Annotated in this window: 14 protein-coding genes and 1 pseudogene; 6 read left to right on the forward strand and 9 right to left on the reverse strand. The window is 60.6% G+C overall.

All coding sequences use genetic code 11. The annotated features are described in order from the left end of the window. Positions 1 to 47: 47 nt before the first annotated feature. The 4 genes from QX034_RS04910 to QX034_RS04925 are packed head-to-tail and all read left to right on the forward strand — an operon-like array spanning position 48 to position 5481. Positions 48 to 2909 (forward strand): branched-chain amino acid ABC transporter permease/ATP-binding protein, encoded by a 2862-nt coding sequence (locus QX034_RS04910; RefSeq protein ID WP_316195034.1) that lies wholly within the window; start codon positions 48 to 50, stop codon positions 2907 to 2909. After that, positions 2906 to 3661: an ABC transporter ATP-binding protein gene (locus QX034_RS04915; protein ID WP_315741964.1), complete on the forward strand. Its 756-nt coding sequence runs from the start codon at positions 2906 to 2908 to the stop codon at positions 3659 to 3661. Before QX034_RS04910 ends, QX034_RS04915 begins: the two co-directional genes overlap by 4 nt. 44 nt (positions 3662 to 3705) lie before the next feature. Then, positions 3706 to 4458, forward strand: coding sequence for a class II aldolase/adducin family protein (locus tag QX034_RS04920; protein WP_316195035.1), 753 nt, complete (start codon positions 3706 to 3708; stop codon positions 4456 to 4458). 21 nt (positions 4459 to 4479) lie between these two features. Continuing rightward, a complete protein-coding gene (locus QX034_RS04925; protein WP_315741965.1) occupies positions 4480 to 5481 on the forward strand; it encodes a 2-dehydropantoate 2-reductase in 1002 nt (333 codons plus the stop codon). Between the two features lie 172 nt (positions 5482 to 5653). Here the strand turns inward: QX034_RS04925 and QX034_RS04930 are convergent, their stop codons facing one another. The 4 genes and pseudogenes from QX034_RS04930 to QX034_RS04945 form a co-directional block, all read right to left on the reverse strand. After that, positions 5654 to 6319: a sugar transferase gene (locus QX034_RS04930; RefSeq protein ID WP_315704732.1), complete on the reverse strand. Its 666-nt coding sequence runs from the start codon at positions 6317 to 6319 to the stop codon at positions 5654 to 5656. A 149-nt stretch (positions 6320 to 6468) separates the two neighbouring features. After that, positions 6469 to 6570 (reverse strand): annotated as a pseudogene (locus QX034_RS33980) (PEP-CTERM sorting domain-containing protein); the annotation flags it as partial. A 783-nt stretch (positions 6571 to 7353) separates the two neighbouring features. Beyond that, positions 7354 to 7908 (reverse strand): FxDxF family PEP-CTERM protein, encoded by a 555-nt coding sequence (locus tag QX034_RS04940; protein ID WP_315704734.1) that lies wholly within the window; start codon positions 7906 to 7908, stop codon positions 7354 to 7356. Between the two features lie 1195 nt (positions 7909 to 9103). Next, positions 9104 to 10291, reverse strand: coding sequence for a glycosyltransferase family 2 protein (locus QX034_RS04945; RefSeq protein WP_315704735.1), 1188 nt, complete (start codon positions 10289 to 10291; stop codon positions 9104 to 9106). A 160-nt stretch (positions 10292 to 10451) separates the two neighbouring features. Between QX034_RS04945 and QX034_RS04950 the strand changes: the two genes are divergently transcribed. Further along, positions 10452 to 11675 carry a glycosyltransferase family 4 protein gene (locus tag QX034_RS04950; RefSeq protein ID WP_315704736.1) on the forward strand — a complete coding sequence of 408 codons (1224 nt, stop codon included), beginning with the start codon at positions 10452 to 10454 and terminating at the stop codon, positions 11673 to 11675. Positions 11676 to 11707: 32 nt separating this feature from the next. Here QX034_RS04950 and QX034_RS04955 read toward each other — a convergent pair whose 3' ends face one another. The 4 genes from QX034_RS04955 to QX034_RS04970 all read right to left on the reverse strand — a co-directional run bounded on the left by QX034_RS04955 (position 11708) and on the right by QX034_RS04970 (position 14585). After that, positions 11708 to 12403 (reverse strand): metallophosphoesterase, encoded by a 696-nt coding sequence (locus QX034_RS04955; RefSeq protein WP_315704737.1) that lies wholly within the window; start codon positions 12401 to 12403, stop codon positions 11708 to 11710. Positions 12404 to 12467: 64 nt separating this feature from the next. Beyond that, positions 12468 to 13400, reverse strand: coding sequence for an exosortase (gene xrt / locus QX034_RS04960; protein ID WP_315704738.1), 933 nt, complete (start codon positions 13398 to 13400; stop codon positions 12468 to 12470). Positions 13401 to 13491: 91 nt separating this feature from the next. Beyond that, the gene (locus QX034_RS04965) at positions 13492 to 13713 is read right to left on the reverse strand and encodes an XrtV sorting system accessory protein (protein WP_315704739.1); all 222 of its coding nucleotides are present in this window, start codon (positions 13711 to 13713) and stop codon (positions 13492 to 13494) included. A 41-nt stretch (positions 13714 to 13754) separates the two neighbouring features. After that, on the reverse strand, positions 13755 to 14585 hold the full coding sequence (locus tag QX034_RS04970; RefSeq protein ID WP_315704740.1) for a hypothetical protein: 831 nt from the start codon (positions 14583 to 14585) through the stop codon (positions 13755 to 13757). Positions 14586 to 14862: 277 nt separating this feature from the next. Here QX034_RS04970 and epsI point away from each other — a divergent pair, with 277 nt between their 5' ends. After that, positions 14863 to 15564 (forward strand): exosortase-associated protein EpsI, V-type, encoded by a 702-nt coding sequence (epsI, locus tag QX034_RS04975; protein WP_315704741.1) that lies wholly within the window; start codon positions 14863 to 14865, stop codon positions 15562 to 15564. A 131-nt stretch (positions 15565 to 15695) separates the two neighbouring features. Here epsI and QX034_RS04980 read toward each other — a convergent pair whose 3' ends face one another. Next, positions 15696 to 16487, reverse strand: a complete 792-nt coding sequence (locus tag QX034_RS04980; protein WP_315704742.1) for a CpsD/CapB family tyrosine-protein kinase — start codon at positions 16485 to 16487, stop codon at positions 15696 to 15698. Positions 16488 to 16508: the final 21 nt, after the last annotated feature.

Raw genomic sequence — 16508 nt, forward strand, 5'->3', positions numbered from 1 at the left:
GAAAACTCCTTCCGCCTGCGCCACCGCGTTCCGGCCGGAGCATCTTCGTGAACCTTTTCGTCGCGCTCTACCTCGCCCAGGATGGCATCGCCAACGGCCTCGTCTATGCCCTGTTGGCGGTCGCAATCGTACTGTTGTTCTCGGTCACGCGCGCGATCTTCGTCCCGCAAGGCGAGTTCGTCTCTTTCAGTGCGCTGACCTTCACGACGCTGCAGGATGGGCACACGCCCGGAACAATCCCGCTCCTCGCGGTCCTCGTTCTCCTGCAATTCATCGCCGACGTGATCGCGGACGGCCGAAGCCGCGGCATCGCGGTGCTGCTCCCGGCCTTGCGGCGCGCCGTGCTGCCACTCGGCATCGCGGCGTTGGCGTTCATCGGCGCTCAACTCGATCTGCCGCTGGTGTTCAAAGCCGTGATCGCGATCGCAGTGGTCGGTGCCTGCGGCCCCCTGCTCTACCGTTTGGTGTACCAGCCGATCGCCGCCGCCTCCGTGCTGGTGTTGATGATCGTCTCGGTCGCCTTGCATTTCGTCATGGTCGGCATCGCGCTGTTCGTCTTCGGCCCGGGCGGTCAGCGCTCCGCACCGCTGATCGACGGCAGCTTTATCGTGGCCGGCGTGCCGATCGCGGGCCAGACCATCGCGATCTTGCTGGTCACGCTGGCTGTGATTGCGCTCCTTTACTACGCCTCCCAGCGCACGCTCTACGGCAAGGCCATGCTTGCCGCCGCGATCAACCGCGAAGGCGCGCGGCTGATGGGCATCTCGGTGCCGCTCTCCGGCCGGATCGCCTTTACGCTCGCCGCAACCATCGGAGCGCTAGCCGGTGTGCTGATCGCACCCACGACCACGATCATCTACGACACCGGCTTTCTGCTTGGGCTGAAAGGATTCGTTGCAGCGATTCTCGGTGGCCTCATCAGTTTTCCGCTCTCGGCGATCGGCGCAATCGTGGTCGGCCTGCTCGAAAGCTACGCCTCCTTCGCAGCTTCGACCTACAAGGAGGTCATCGTCTTCGGCCTGGTGATCCCGATCCTCCTATTTCGTTCGATGCGGATGTCGCGACGGGAAAAGGAAGACATCGCGGAAGAACCGGCCGCCCATGCGCAGGAAGATCTCTGCCCTGAAGCGCTAGCGCGCCGGCGGCTTTGGCGCCGCGGCCTCGAACTCGCATTCCTCGCCTTCGTGCTGGTATCGCCGATCATCTTCTCCGATTACAGCATCGCAATGCTCGACTATGTCGGGTTGGCGTCCATCACCGTCCTCGGTCTCGTATTGCTTACCGGCGTCGCCGGCCTCACCTCGTTCTCGCAGGCCGCCTATGTCGGGATCGGAGCTTATGTCACCGGCTATCTTTCATCGGTCTACGGCATCTCGCCGTGGCTCACGCTCCTGGCCGTCCTGGCCGTTGCCTTTACGATCGCGCTGGTGAACTCGCTGATTGCGGTCCGCCTGTCCGGCCACTATCTGCCGCTGGCGACCTTGGCGCTCGCGATCGTCGCCTTCTATCTATTCGGCAGCCTGCCCCAGACCGGCGGTCAGGCCGGTATGAGCGACATCCCGCCGCTCTCGATTGCAGGCTTCGCGCTCAAGGATCCCAAAAGCTTCTATGTCGCGATCTGGACGGTGCTGCTCGCGCTCCTGGTCGGCACGCGTAATCTCTTGGATTCCCGGCCCGGGCGCGCCATCCGTTCGCTGCGTTACGGCACGATCATGGCCGAGAGCGTCGGGGTCAATACGCAAAGCTACAAGGTCGCAAGCTTTGTGATCGCCTGTCTGATGGCGGCGCTCGCCGGCTGGCTCTATGCGCATTTCCAGCGCTTCATCAACCCTTCCCCCTTCTCCTTCGGGCAAGGCATCGAATATCTGTTCATGGCTGTGATCGGCGGAGCCTCCTCGATCGCGGGCGCGGTGGCCGGCGCCGGCATCGTGGTGCTCTCCAATCAATGGCTGCAGAGCCATCTTCCGTCGCTCCTGCATGTTCAGGGCGATTTCGAGATTGTCATCTTCGGCATCGCGGCGGTCGCAATGCTGCAATTCCTGCCCGAGGGCATCTGGCCGGCGCTGATCAACCTGTTGAGACTCAACGTGCCCGACGCGCGCCCGAAGGCCGAGGGCGCGCCGCGCCTGCCTGAGCGCGACAAGCCGGCGCGCGGCCGCGCTATCCTCTCGGTGATCAACGTCACGAAATCGTTCGGCGTCGTAAAAGCCAACCGCGACATTTCGCTCGATGTCCATGCTGGTGAGATACTGGCGCTGATCGGCCCCAATGGCGCCGGCAAGAGCACGCTGTTCGACCTGATTTCTGGCGTGCAGTCGCCAACCAAAGGCTCGATCAACTTTCTCGGCAAGGAAAGCCGTTATGCCACCCGCGCACTGTCGCTTGACGGCATGGGCCGCACCTTCCAGCACGTCCGCATCATCCCCGACATGAGCGTGATCGAAAACGTCGCGCTGGGCGCGCATGCCCGTGGGGCGACCGGCCTCGTCACCGCCAGCCTGCTCCTCGATCGCAAGGAAGAGGCGACGCTGCTGGCGGAAGCACAACGGCAGCTCACACGTGTTGGTCTTGCGCAGCTCGCCGAGCGCAATGCCGGCAGCCTCGCGCTCGGCCAGCAGCGGGTGCTGGAAATTGCACGCGCGCTCTGCTCCGATCCCTGCCTCCTCCTGCTCGACGAACCCGCCGCAGGCCTGCGCCATCTTGAGAAGAAAGCACTCGCCGATTTGCTTTCACAGCTCAGGACCGAGGGCATGGCCGTGATGATCGTGGAGCACGACATGGACTTCGTGATGAACTTGGCGGACCGGATCGTCGTGATGCAATTCGGCGAGAAGCTCGCCGAAGGCACGCCAGCCGAGGTCCAGGCCAATTCCAAGGTGATCGAAGCCTATCTCGGAGGCGTGGAATGAGCGCTGCATCCACCAGCTCCGACGTCCTGCTCGCGGCCGAGAACATCAGCATCGGCTACGGCCGCGTCGAAGTCATCCGAGGCCTGAACCTTTCGATCCGGCGCGGCCAGATCGTCGCGATCATCGGCCCCAACGGCGCCGGTAAGACCACATTGCTGAGCGGCCTGATGGGGCAATTGCCGGTGCGCGGCCGGCTGACCTTCTTCGGTGAAGTCGCGGCGGAACAGCCGCCCGTCGAGACGCTGGTTGGCCGCGGCATGACCTTGATCCCGGAGACCCGCGAATTGTTCACGACTATGACCGTCGAGGACAATCTGATGCTCGGCGCCTTCCTGCGCTACCGCCGCGGAGACAAGAGCTATTTAAATACTCTTGAAGAGGTCTACGCGCTGCTGCCCCGATTGAAAGAGCGGCGTTGGCAGCTCGCGAGCACCCTGTCTGGCGGCGAGCGCCAGATGCTGGCGATGGGCCGCGCGCTGATGTCCAAACCTCAGCTTCTGATGCTGGATGAGCCGAGCCTCGGGCTTGCCCCACTCGTCACCCGCGACATTTTGCGCTCCGTGGCCGGCTTGCGCGATCGCGGCGTATCTTGCCTGCTGGTCGAGCAGAATGCGCGCGCCGCGCTGCGCATTGCCGACTACGCCTATGTGATGGAATCCGGTGCCATCATGCTCGAAGGCCCGGCCTCCGAAGTCGCGAGCAATCCCGACGTGATCAATTCCTATCTCGGGATTCGGGCAGCCGCATCCTAGACGTTCTCGAAGCCCGCAATGGCGCGGGCAAAGGCAGGTGCAACATGCTGATGGTCAAACGAAGCGAACAGGACGAGGAACATCACCTCCGGAGCGAGCTCGCGCTGTTCTATCGGCTGGTCGATTTCTTCGGCTGGACCGAGATGATCTTCAACCACATCTCGGTGCGCCTACCCGGCGTCGAGAAGCGCTACCTGGTCAATCCGTTCGGACTGAACTACAACGAGGTCACGCCTGACAATCTGCTGACCGTCGACGTCACTGGCCATCTGATCGGCGACTCGAACTACAAGCCAAATCCGGCCGGCTTTGCGCTGCACGGCGCGATCCACGCCGGGCGCGAGGACCTCCACTGCGTCGCGCATGCGCACACGACGGCGATGTCGGCGGTGGCGCAGAAGAAGGACGGGTTGAGCCACGATAATTTCTACGGCGCGCAGCTCGCCGGACGCACCGGCTATCACACCTTCGAGGGCATCACGCTGTTCGACGACGAGCGCGAGCGCATGCTGGCGAGTCTTGGCAATGGCGACGTGCTGATCCTGCGCAACCACGGCGTCGCCGTCGGAGCCGCCGACGTGCCACGCACCTTCATGCTGCTGTGGACCGTGCAGCGCGCCTGCGAGATCCAGTGCCAGGCCGGCATGATCCCGGGGCCGGATAGCGCGCTACCGGATGCCGTGCGCGCGCAGTGCGTCTCGAATTCCAAGCGTCTGATCGAGGAAGCCGAATTCGCGAGACTATTCTTCGACGCGGCCATCCGCCGCATGAGCGCCGTCAAGGGCAAGCCGTTCTGATCGCGCGATCGGGCTTCATCGATGCCGCCGGCTCAGCCGCTTAAGATCGGGATCGTCGGGGCCGGCGCAATCGGCTCTGCGTTGGCCGCCCAGCTTGCGCTCGCCGGCCAGCCCGTGTCACTGGTTGCGCGCGGCGCGCGCCGCGAACTGCTGGCCAGGGAGGGCGTGCGGCTGCGCAACGGCAGCGGCGAGCTCGCGATCGCGCATCCCGCGATCATCACGCTGCGCGAGCTTGCGACCTGTGATGTGGTCGTGGTCGCAGTGAAGGCGCAGGCGCTGCCGGAGCTGCTGCCGCAGCTTGTGCAAGCCATGGCGCCCTCGGCGCTGCTGATGCCCGCCGTCAATGGGCTGCCCTGGTGGTATTTTCTCGGTGCGAGCCGTTTTGCCCGAACCTCGCTTGCATCTCTCGATCCCAACGGCGACATGCTCTCGCACTTTCCGGCGGAGCGCCTGATCGGCTGCGTCGTCTATACGCGTGCTGCGATGAACGACGACGGCGACATCATCGTGCATGGCGAGCAAAGCCTCCGGATCGGACAGGTCGGACCTGTGCCGCCTCCCATTGCGCTCGGCAATCAGCTGGCGTCGGCGGGAGTTACCGTCAGCGTGGAGACGGATGTTCGCCGCGAAGTCTGGCGTAAATTATTGCGCAATGCTTCGACGAATCTGGTCTCCGGCCTGACCGGCACGAACCTGGAGCAAATCGGCAACGATACCGGCCTCCTCGCTGTCACGAGCAATATCGCGCGCGAGGTGGCTGAGCTTGCCGAGAAACTCGGCTATCCGACCGCACCTGATCTCGACGGCTTCGTCCACGAACTGCGGCGCGCAGGGCCGCACGTGCCATCGACGTTGCAGGACATCCGCGCGGGGCGTGCGCTCGAACTCGACGCGCTCGCGGAAGCACCGCTTGAAGTCGCACGGTGGCTCGGATGCCACATGCCGACGCTGGACTGTGTCCTCACGCTGCTGCGCGCGCAGCTTCGCTACGCCAACTCCGGCCGCCGGAATCAGGAGCGATAGACATCGGAAGTTACACCTAGCGAAAATCAACGGAGTCCCGTTTGAATTTCACTCCGTGCGATTCGACTTCCCGCTACTGGCGAGACCAGCAGGCAGACGCGGCGTGCAACCCGCTCGAACGCCAACTACATCAGGGTGAAACTTCGCTGACCGGCCAGGACGTATCGGCTCGTCAACAAGCTCCGTCGGACAGCAACAACGAAGGGATCGTCACGATCAGGATCTTTGCATCGAGCGCCATCGACCACTGATGGGCGTAGAACGTGTCGTAAGCAACACGTTCGCCGTAGCTCGTCGCACTCCGACCGCTAACCTGCCAGAGCCCAGTGATGCCGGGACGGCAAGCCAGATAAGCGCGGGCGGATTCCGAATATCGCACCAGTTCCTGCTCTGTCACGGGACGGGGGCCGACGATGCTCATATCGCCCTTCAGAACATTGAAGAGCTGCGGCAACTCGTCGAGGCTCGACCGGCGCAAAATGGCTCCGATCATCGTCACCCGCGGATCTCGCTTCAGCTTATGATTGGCAGCCCATTCCGCCGCGGCAGCGCTATCGTGCTCGAGCAGCCATCGCAATTGCTCCGACGAATCCACCACCATCGTGCGAAACTTCAGGCAATCGAAGTTTCGTCCGTTGAACCCTACTCGCCTATGGCGGAACAGAATGGGCCCGGAAGAGGACAGGAAGACCAGGAGGCCGCAGATGATAAGCAGCGGCGCCAAGAGGACAATGCCAGTCAGCGCGAGTATGATGTCTACAGCGCGCTTCGGCGTCAAGCCGATCGGACCGACCGGTGCAGCACGAGCAACAAGGCGCATACCGTCACGTCTAAGCATGTTCAGCACCAACTATTTTGCACAGCACTAACCAGATTTTGCGCAATACGGGCGAAACGGAAATTGACAAGTCGATTTAATCAAAAGTGGACCAACGATTAGATCGCGATCTGCACACAACGCGCAGCAGGCGGCCCCGGAAGAGCCGCTCAGGCCGCAGCCGTTCTCAGCCGCGAACGCCGATACGCCATGAAGCTTAGGCCGGTGAATCCAAGCAGCATCATTGCCCATGTCGAAGGCTCGGGAACGGCACTGACGTTGACATCAGCGATCGACCAGAGCTCATCCTTCGCCCCCTGAAAACCTGCACGATAATCGCCGCCCAGGCTCTCATAAGAGAAGGTCAACGTGTTCTTTCCCGCCACCAGCGGGATGGAGGCAAAACTGAATTGCTGCTCACCGCCGCAATAGCAAATTCCAGTGCCGTTATTGGTTGGGTTGCTGAAAGTTGCACCGAGCGGATTGGAGTATACGACAGCCTGCGTTTCGTCGGATCCGCCGCCGAGATTGAAGGTCCCCCGGAATATCTGGGTGCCATTCAATGCAAGCCTGAAGTCGTCCTCGAAATAGTTATGCCCATCGAGACTGATATAGCCATTAAGCACGAAGCTCAGGCCAGAGGAGATCGCGTTGGACGAATGGAAGTCGACCGAGAAAGATGTGTCTGTCACCATCGGAGTGGACGGGCCGCTGTAAACGATGGCTGCCCGCGCCGGCGCGCAAAACAAGCTGATAACCGTCAGGGTGATCCAGGCCGCTACATTACGCATACAAATCTCCCACTAAACCAGCCGAGCACCGTCTAGACCAAAGCTGAATGCATCAGCCGTACCAACTCGAATTACAAAGATTTACCGCTTCAATTCAGTCAAACATCCGTAAGCGATACGAATCAGATCGTCCGTTATGCGATGCGACGTTTGCCGAATCACGAGACGAGCAGGTCATGCGCCGAGTTCGCGCCCCTCCCTCGCAACGTTGCCCCGACACACGGGGCAACGACATCGATGAGACGGCAGGGCGAGAGTCTTACTTCAGATGAAGCGGAAGGACGCAGCGCTGCCGCGGCGACGGTAGGCCATGAAGCCAAGGCAAGCGAAGCCGATCCCCATCAGCGCCCATGTGCTGGGTTCAGGAACCGCGACAGTGAAGGTGTTGCCGGCAACCTGAAGGTTGGTCGGACCATTGCCCGAGTTCTTGCCGAAGATCTGCAGGATGTAGTCGCCGTTCGCCGCAAACGAATCGATAGCCTGGGCAAACTGCACCCCGGCAACCAGGAAACCGGTCCCGGACGCAACGAGCGTACCACCGATCGACCCAGACCAGATATCGACCGTCAGCCCCTGGACCTGTCCCGAGGCATCCGTGAGCCCGGCCTTGAAGTTGGAGAGGCCCGACAGAGACGACAGACTGAAAGTATAGTTGATGTCGAAAGCCTCACCGGCGTTCAGCCCACTGATCGTAAAATTGATGTTGGGGTTCAGCCCCAACGAGCTGCCGCTCGCAGGCACTACGGTATAGGCCTTGGAAGGCACTATGGATGCTGCGACCATCGAGAGCGCCAGCAAACCGGCCTGAATAAGCTTCATATCTCGCCCCTTTCTATTCGAAACTGATCAAACGAATTAGGAAACAAGTCTGGGAGCATCAGACGTCGACAGAACGTTCAGGTTGTCCCGCGAGCTATCAATCGCGGCGACCTTTCGCCTCCTGCCTCCTCTACGACGCGGCCTCTTCCACGGCTAAGGACCGCCCCAGACTCGCTCCCTTCGGATTTAATTCTTATCTTAATCGAGCCGGCAGCTCAATGGATTATTAACCAATAAAATGTTTTTAAACAATAAAATACATGAAATAAATCAATTGCTTAGATTCGACGCAACAATATCCAGCCACAACTGTGGCCGATCAGGAACAGGAATGCCGGCCACAAGATTATTTCAATTGGGATTATGGCAAAGCCGGAAGATCGACATTTAAATGTCCACCTTGGGATTCAAATCACCCTTCAGTCGACCGTCCGGACCTTGGTCAAGCAGGCGTGAATCGTTGATACGAAGCGGTTCTGGGCGTCGTACGCCCTGCCATTTTCTGCAGAAGCCGGATCCAACTGCCCTGGCCCTTGGAGGTCAGCCGAACAGGCTCGATGGTCTACTCGCGACTCGTAAGGCCTGACGAGACGCTCCGGCCCCTCCGTGACATTGTTGAGGGCCTCCAACAACTCGATGGCGAACCGATCCAACGACATGCGACCTCGCTCTCCAGCTTCATGGCGAGCCAGCACAATCCATAATTGGGTACGCAAACGCCTTCAGAGAAGCCGACCGGCAGTTCGTTCACAGCCGGATCAGCGCGAGCGAGCTACGGTGTTCGATTCTCAAGCCGGCCGTGCATCTCGACCGTTTCAGCTTTCATGACCTCTAAGCGAAGCCTTCGGACTTGCAAGTACAGCTTGGCAAGTTGTGGATGTCTCAAAGGCTGACGACATACGACAACGTCTCTCCAGGTCCACGCGCTACGAGAAGCATAACGGGATTGGGAGGATCTCAACCGAACTCTCGACACCATCAATACCTTAAAAAGTCGCTTGCTCAAAATACCGACTGGGAGGCTCAACTCCTACTTCGGTGGCTTTTGTGTCTCTTGGTCACACGGCTCGAGCAAAGGTTCGAATCGTGTGTCGCAACTCGGGCTGCGATTGCCGCTTGGAAGTCGCGGCAGAATTAAATTCGAATATTATGCCGCTCATGCCAAGAAAATATGAAGATACATCATCAATATCAATCAGCTTCGTCGACGCTCCGTTCTTATCCAGCTGCGTGGTCCGCGCCCACGAAAAATATCCACAAAAAGCTTCATCTGCCTCAACAAGCCCAGTCCGCTGAGCACGATGCGGCGGAACGGAAGAATGTTACGCCCAAATCCGGCCCACGCAATCAAGATTGTCACGCTGAGCAACACAAAGTCGGTGGCCGCGGTTGCGAAAGGAGCGAGCGCGCCAGTGACCGCGACCATCAGCACGTCGATGACGCAAACTCCGAGCGTCAGCAAGACGAGCAGCGACAGCGGAGGAATGGCGATGTCGAGCGCAAGCAAGAGAAGATCCCAGTTTCGCTGCCGGACCGCCCTAAGAATCAGACGCGGCACGGCAGTCATCAGCGAAAGATGACCTTGGATCCAGCGTTGACGTTGGCGATCCGCACCCTCCTCAGATACCGGAAACTCGCTGACGATTTCGACGAAGGGAAAGAAGCGGGGCGCGTATCCCTGCTCGGCCAGATCGAGCCCGAGCTTCATGTCTTCCACCAGATCCCCGTTCGCCAGTGGCGCACGTTCGATGACGTGCCAGGGAAAGGCCATGCCCGTGCCCATCAATTGAACAGGCCAGCCGAGTCTGCTTAGCCCGAGCGGACGGACCCAGTTCTTGATCGTCCAGGCAAATTGGGCAAGACCGCTGCCCCCCGCAGGTCCGGGAGCAGCGGTCATACGATAATTGCACTGCAACGGTTTCTGGATGCGAGAGCATGCGACCGACATCTTCCGAACAGCGCCGGCAGACAAGCGGCAGTCCGCGTCGACGAACATGATGATCTCTGGAGGATCGGACCGCAGGAAGTCGACCGCGTACGCCAACGCAAAGCCCTTGCCAATCCGTGACGGATCGTGGCGCTCGATGACCTCTGCACCTTCGCCATAGGCCACCGTGGCCGTGTCGTCGGAGCAATTGTCGGCCACGACGATGAGGCGGTCCCGATCGGTCATTTGCGTACGCAAGTCCCGAAGCGTGGGAACGATGCCACCACTCTCGTTGTGAGCGGGCACGACGACGGCCGCCCGTGGCGATGCGCCACGCTGCCCCTCCGCTTCTGCAGCCTTGAGCAGCGATGCGCAAACCTCGATCATCAAGAGGGCGATCGGAATACCGATTATTCCGGCGATCAACGTCAGCGATATCGTCAGAAAGATCGTCATCCTGCTGTCAATTGCCTCTCACTGCCCAGGCGCCATTTGCTGCGGGTCGGCGCGCCGGCGTGCCAAATCTCGTTCGTCGATGGCCCCTGCAACTTGACGAGCCGTCCGATTATGGTCTTGTGCTCGCAGTATTATCCACTTGTGGCGTACGGATTATTGAATGCGTCTTGCCTATTTAATCAATCGATATCCCGCTGTCAGTCATAGCTTCATTCGGCGCGAGATTCACGCGCTCGAGCGATTAAATCACCAGGTCTTGCGGATCGCCCTGCGCGGCTGGGCGGATGAGCTGAGCGACGTCACGGACGAGACCGAACGCAAACTGACCCGCTACGTTCTCGATCAGGGTCCTTTGCCACTCGCTTTCGCCTTCGTCAGGGTCGCCCTGACGCGCCCGGGACGGTTGTCGACCACATTGCGGCTCGTGTGGAAGATCGGCCGCCGCGCCGAACGTCCGCTGATCGTCCACCTGATCTATCTTTTTGAAGCTTGTCGCGTTCTCAACTGGCTGAAGGACGAAGGGATCGAACATCTGCACGCCCATTTCGGGACCAATTCGGCCGTCGTCGCGATGCTGGTCCATTCCCTGGGAGGACCATCCTGGAGCTTTACCGCCCACGGTCCGGAGGAATTCGACAAGGCGCAGATGATCGCACTGGCTGAAAAAATTCAGCGTGCAAGCTTCGTCGTGGCCGTCAGTTCGTTCGGCCGCAGCCAGCTGTTCCGGCAAGTCACTCACGATCAGTGGAACAAGATCGAGGTGGTTCATTGCGGAATCGAGTCGACATTCTATCGGCAAGCTGTCGCAGACGGCGCCCCGCCTGCACGCCTGGTCTGCGTCGGTCGCCTCTGCGAGCAAAAAGGACAGGCACTTCTGCTCGATGCGGCGCGACGGCTCGCCGCCCGGGGCGTGATGTTCGAACTGGTCCTGGCAGGCGATGGCGAACTGAGAGGCGCCATTGAGGCTCTGATCACCCGCTATGACCTGCAGAGGAAGGTGCGGATTACCGGCTGGATCGGCGGGGATCGCGTTCGCGACGAGCTCGTTGCGGCGCGGGCGTTGGTGCTGCCCAGCTTCGCCGAGGGACTGCCAGTCGTCATCATGGAAGCAATGGCATTGCGGCGCCCCGTCATCAGCACGTTCGTTGCCGGGATTCCTGAACTCGTCGTCCCGGGCGAGCATGGTTGGCTCGTACCGGCCGGCGACAGTGAGGCCCTGGCGGATGCGATGCAGGCCTGCCTCGATGCGCCGGCCGAAATCCTCGAAAGCTTCGGGAGCGCCGGCTACCACCGCGTTCGTGACCGGCACGACATCGACAAGGAAGCGGCCAAACTCGCCGATCACTTTCAGACGGCGATAGCGCAAAGCGCGATGGCTGGATAGCACGCTCGGTTGCGGCGCTGCGATCCGTTCATTCAGGGCACCTCGCGCCGATCGGACGAGCCGGTGATTTCCAGATACTCCAACGCGTTGCCGGGCCGATCATCATCGAAAACGCCGACGATCAGCCGTCCCGTCTTCCACGCCATTCCATCGAGATTGGTCCGGTATCTTCCGGCCAGCGGAGCACGAACATCGGCGTGATGGCCATGCACGACGTGCCGGCGGCCGTGGCCGATATCGGCCCGCTCCGAATAGCGTTTCCAGAGCAGCGTGCGCTCGCTCTGCGCCCGCAGCGGAACAGCGGGATCCACGCCGGCGTGAACAAACACCCGATGTCGGTCGGCATGCACGAGCGGAAGTTTGCTGATCCATTGCAGATGTGACACCGCCACATCCCGCATCTCGAACCTGCCGAGGCCCTCGCCGAACGAGGCCAACGTATCGCTGCCGCCGTTCTCGATCCACCAGTCCCATTCGCAGAGCCCGCTGCAGGCCTCCCACATCATCGCTTCATGATTGCCCTTGAGGCTGACGAGACGCATCGTGGCGGATTGCCAGGACATCAGAAGCTCGACCACCTCCCTGCTTTGCGGGCCCCGGTCGACATAGTCTCCGAGCGTAACAACCGTCGCGGGCGTCGCCCCCGCATGTCCTGCAATCGTCTCCATGGCCAGCCGCAGGAGGTCCGCACGGCCGTGGATATCCGGAATGGCGTAGGTCAGACCCATCTGGACAACAAAACCGCCACGACCGGCGCGCTTCCCTCAGGGCTTTCGAGCCCGGCGGACCGGATCAAGTCGAGGACGCCGCATTGAGAACCGGAGTTGGCGCAGAGCGAAGCAACGGGCGCCTGGCCAAGTTTGACACCAAAGTGAGAAGAGCGTCGAGCAGCAGCAGGAGAATGAGTGCAACTATGAAGAGACCGATGCCGGTGAGATCATGGACGATGCCTTCGAGCAGGTCGGGACCACCATAATAGGCGATGAGCACCAGCGTCAGAACGCGGATGAAATTGGCCGCAATGGTGATCGGGATGATCGAGGCCAAGAGGATGAAGCTACGCAGCTTCTCATCCCCTCGGAATACGTAGGCATAGAACACACCGATCGCCGACAAGGCAAAGATCGAGTTCAGACCCGAACATGCATCCTTCACCAGGAGCTGATAGGTCGAGATCATGATCATGACGCCGTTCTGCGCGATCGGATAGCCCAGGTGATACAGCACCTCCGTGACCGTGTTGGAGATGAAGACCTTCAAGGGGATTGTCGCAGCGTCGATCAGCCAATCGGGCATCGGCACCGCAAAGAATAGAAACCCGAGCGGAAATGCGAGCACGCGAAGCGTCGACCACCCGGCCGTGATCAGGACACAACCGATGATGACGAGGATCATCGACAGCGCCTCGAACGTCAGCAGTCCCTGCTGAATGCGGGCGAGAAACAACAGCACGAGCCCCCCCAGGAGAGCTCCCCACCCCAGAATGGGAGCGGGATTATCGACCACGGTCATGAGCCGGTTGCGGCTCTGCCAGATGAACCAGAGCGATGCACAGATCACCAGCGGTCCGTGCCCCTCCTGCTCGGTCTGCCAAGGACCGTCGATCAAGCCCCGGAAAGTCGGAACATATGCAACCAGAAACGCTGCCGAGAGCAGGACGGGTCCCCAGAGATTTCTGATGGAGAGGCCACCAGCCGATTGATCAGCGAACGACAGGGGCTTCATACCCGTCACCAATGAAGACGCACGATAAAGACCTTCCGACGATCACCAAGGCTAACATCCGACGCCATACCTAACAACAACTGCGTTATGTCTATCTCTGCGCTGCCAGAGTGACCCAGACAATCCCGGCCAATATCAAGACTGAAGCAAGGATCGCAGATCCAGCGTTTCCGAGTTGGTTTGCAACCGCGAACAACAGGCACGCCAACAGCACATTCAGCAGTGTTTGGATACCGCGATCGGTGAAGCGAAAGAAGATGAGCACGACCACGCCGAAGCAACCGACCGTAACGAAATCAAAGATCGTGCTCATGCTGCCCTGATGCTGGCGTTGCCGCGACCGGTGCGACCGTTTTACTTGCGGATGGCGCTCTGAGGACCGTCGTCGCGCTGCATCGCCTTGGCATAATCGCCTTCATATTTGACCTCGATATTGGCAGCGTAGGCTGCGAGGCCGGCCTCGGCCTTCACCACATCGGCCCGCATCAATTGTCGCGCCATGTTGGCTGCCGCTTCGCCTTCGAGGGGACGAGCCTGTTCCCCGGTCACCTGGAAAAAAACCCCGGTGGCCCCCGCGCGAACGAAGAAAACTTCGTCCGGCTTGCGCTGCTCGATCGCTGTCAAATAGTCCGGGTTCAGATCGCTGCTGTTCAGAAGCCCCAGCTGCCGGACATGCATCAAGCCGGCTTCGGACAGCGCTTGATCGACCTCGTCGAGCGACTTGGCCTGTTTATTCGCCTCGACGAACGACTGTGCCTCCGGCGTAATCGGAAGGCTGATCTGCTCGATGTTGAAAAGCTTTCGGCCAGCGAATCTCGATGGATTGTTGGCGATGAATTGATCGATATCGGCTCGGCCGGGAGATCGGCCAGAGGCCCGGCGATTGAGATAGGCATTCTCCAGGACCTGCTCGCGGGAGCGGAGCACGTCCAGGAGCACGCTGGGCTCGCGATCCAGCCCCGCTGCCAGCGCCTGTTGTACGACATATTTGCGTACGACGAGCCCGCCTAGCACCTGCCGAACGGCATTGGGATCGTTCTGCCTGTCGAGCGAAACGTTGTTGGCGCGAAACTCGTTCTCCAACTCTTGCGTCGTCACGACGTCCTTGCCGATCCGCGCGACGACCTGGCTCGACGAGCTCGTTTGTTCCTTTTTTTCGCAGCCGACGAGCATCGCCGCAACCATCGCGACGAAAGCGCCTCGAACGAGACCCCGCCCAAGAGGTGCCAACCCGCGCCCGCACCGCAACAAGGGCATCCTAACGCTCATTTAATACTCCACAAACGCGCCGAGGGACGACCTTACCCACGACCCACAAATTATCCGCACTCCGTCATGATCGCTCGACCAGACGCTCGAGACGGCACGGAGGGCCACCGAAGCCATCGCGATTGGCATTAAATACGTTTATCGTATATTAAATCATCCGCTACCCCGCCGTTTCCCGGAGATCAACAGACAAATGAGCCTGCGCCACGCTCAGATCGTTCTGGCGTCGACCGCAATCGTCCTGGCCGCCATCCTTTCCCAGGTCATGGTTCCGAAGCGATTGATGGCCCGGACAGCCGCCTCGCCCAGCCTTGAGGAGATCATCCCGCGGCAGTTCGGCACTTGGCGGTTCGTTCCCGAGATCAGCCCCATCAAGCCGATCGATACCGATGCCTATTTCCAGCCCGACGAACGCGCCGCCAAGGTCTACAGCCAGGAGGCGGCTCGTGGTTACAGCGATGGACAGGGCAACATCGTAATGCTGCTGGTCGCATACGGGCCGGTCCAGAATTATCGGCTGAAAGCCCATCGGCCAGAAATCTGTTATACTGCCAATGGTTTCCGGGTCTCAGGCAAGACCGCGACAACACTGCAAATCGGCCCCGGCGAATCGCCGATCAACGTAGCAAGGCTGATTGCGGAACGAGAATCCCGCCTCGAGCCGATCACCTATTGGATGCGGGTCGGCAACGACATCTCGAATGGCGTGATCGACAATCAGCTGAGTCGTCTCAAATATGGCTTGAAGGGAATCATTCCGGACGGCGCCCTCATCCGAATCTCGACCATCGGCCTATCGGAGGATGCCGCATTCAGATTGCAGGATCAGTTCATCCGCGATCTGCTCCGCGCAATCCCGGCGCAAGAGCTGAAGTTCTTCGTCGGAGCGTCATGACATCGACCGCACATAGGTCAGTTCGGAGGGCGGCGAAGATCTTCGCAAATCGTCCGCCTCAGAACCGCGAGCCGATCGGCGGTCGTCCGCTCCAAGGCGGGTGACCTTGCTCGGACTTTGGACGCAGCCGCTCAATAGTAGCCGTAATAGGTGGAGTGGGACTCGGGCGCCTTGTTGACGACGACGCGCACGATCGGCGTCCGCTGCAGATGTTTCTGACACTCCTTGATCTCGGTCGTCGTGGTCGTCCCGACTGCCGTCACCAGAAGCACCGCATCCATCAACGGCAGGATCGAGATGACGTCGTCCCCAAGCAGAAGCGGCGGCAGATCGAAGATCACGAGACTCGATCGGAAGTCGCGCCTGATCGTCTGCAGCAGGGAAACCATGCGATGCGACGCCATCCACTCCGAGGGTCCCGACGAGACGATCGAACCGGGCAGCACGGTAATCTGATTGGGGCCAAATCTCGCGCGCAGCATGGCCGCACTCGGCTTCAGGCGCCCTTCGAGCAGATCGATGACACCGGCACCGTTGTCGAGGCTGAGGTAGTTCGCGACCGACGGCTTGTGCAGGTCCAGATCGATCAGAAGCACCGATCGCTCCGGCAACCGGCCAACACTCAGCGCGAGGTTGCACGCCGTCACGGTCTTTCCACAGGCCGGCGAAGGCGAGGTGATCGCGAGAAACTGCCATCCCCGCTTGTCCATCTCCTGCAGCACCTGAGTGCGCAGCATGTCATACGCACGCCCGTTCGGATTGGTGCCTCCCAGAGCCACGACGCGTTTGGCTTGCAGATCCGGTGGCACCAGCCGTACTTCCCTGGCAATCGGGGTAACGCTGGAGTGCACGAGATCCGAAGATGCGCTTCCGCTGCCGTCGCCGCCACGCGCCAGATTGATCGCCTGCTTGATCGGGTCCAACCGAAGCCTCCGTCCCTAAGC

Origin of the sequence: Bradyrhizobium sp. SZCCHNR3119 (genome assembly GCF_032487775.1) — a bacterium.
In the GTDB taxonomy this organism is placed as follows: Bacteria; Pseudomonadota; Alphaproteobacteria; order Rhizobiales; family Xanthobacteraceae; genus Bradyrhizobium.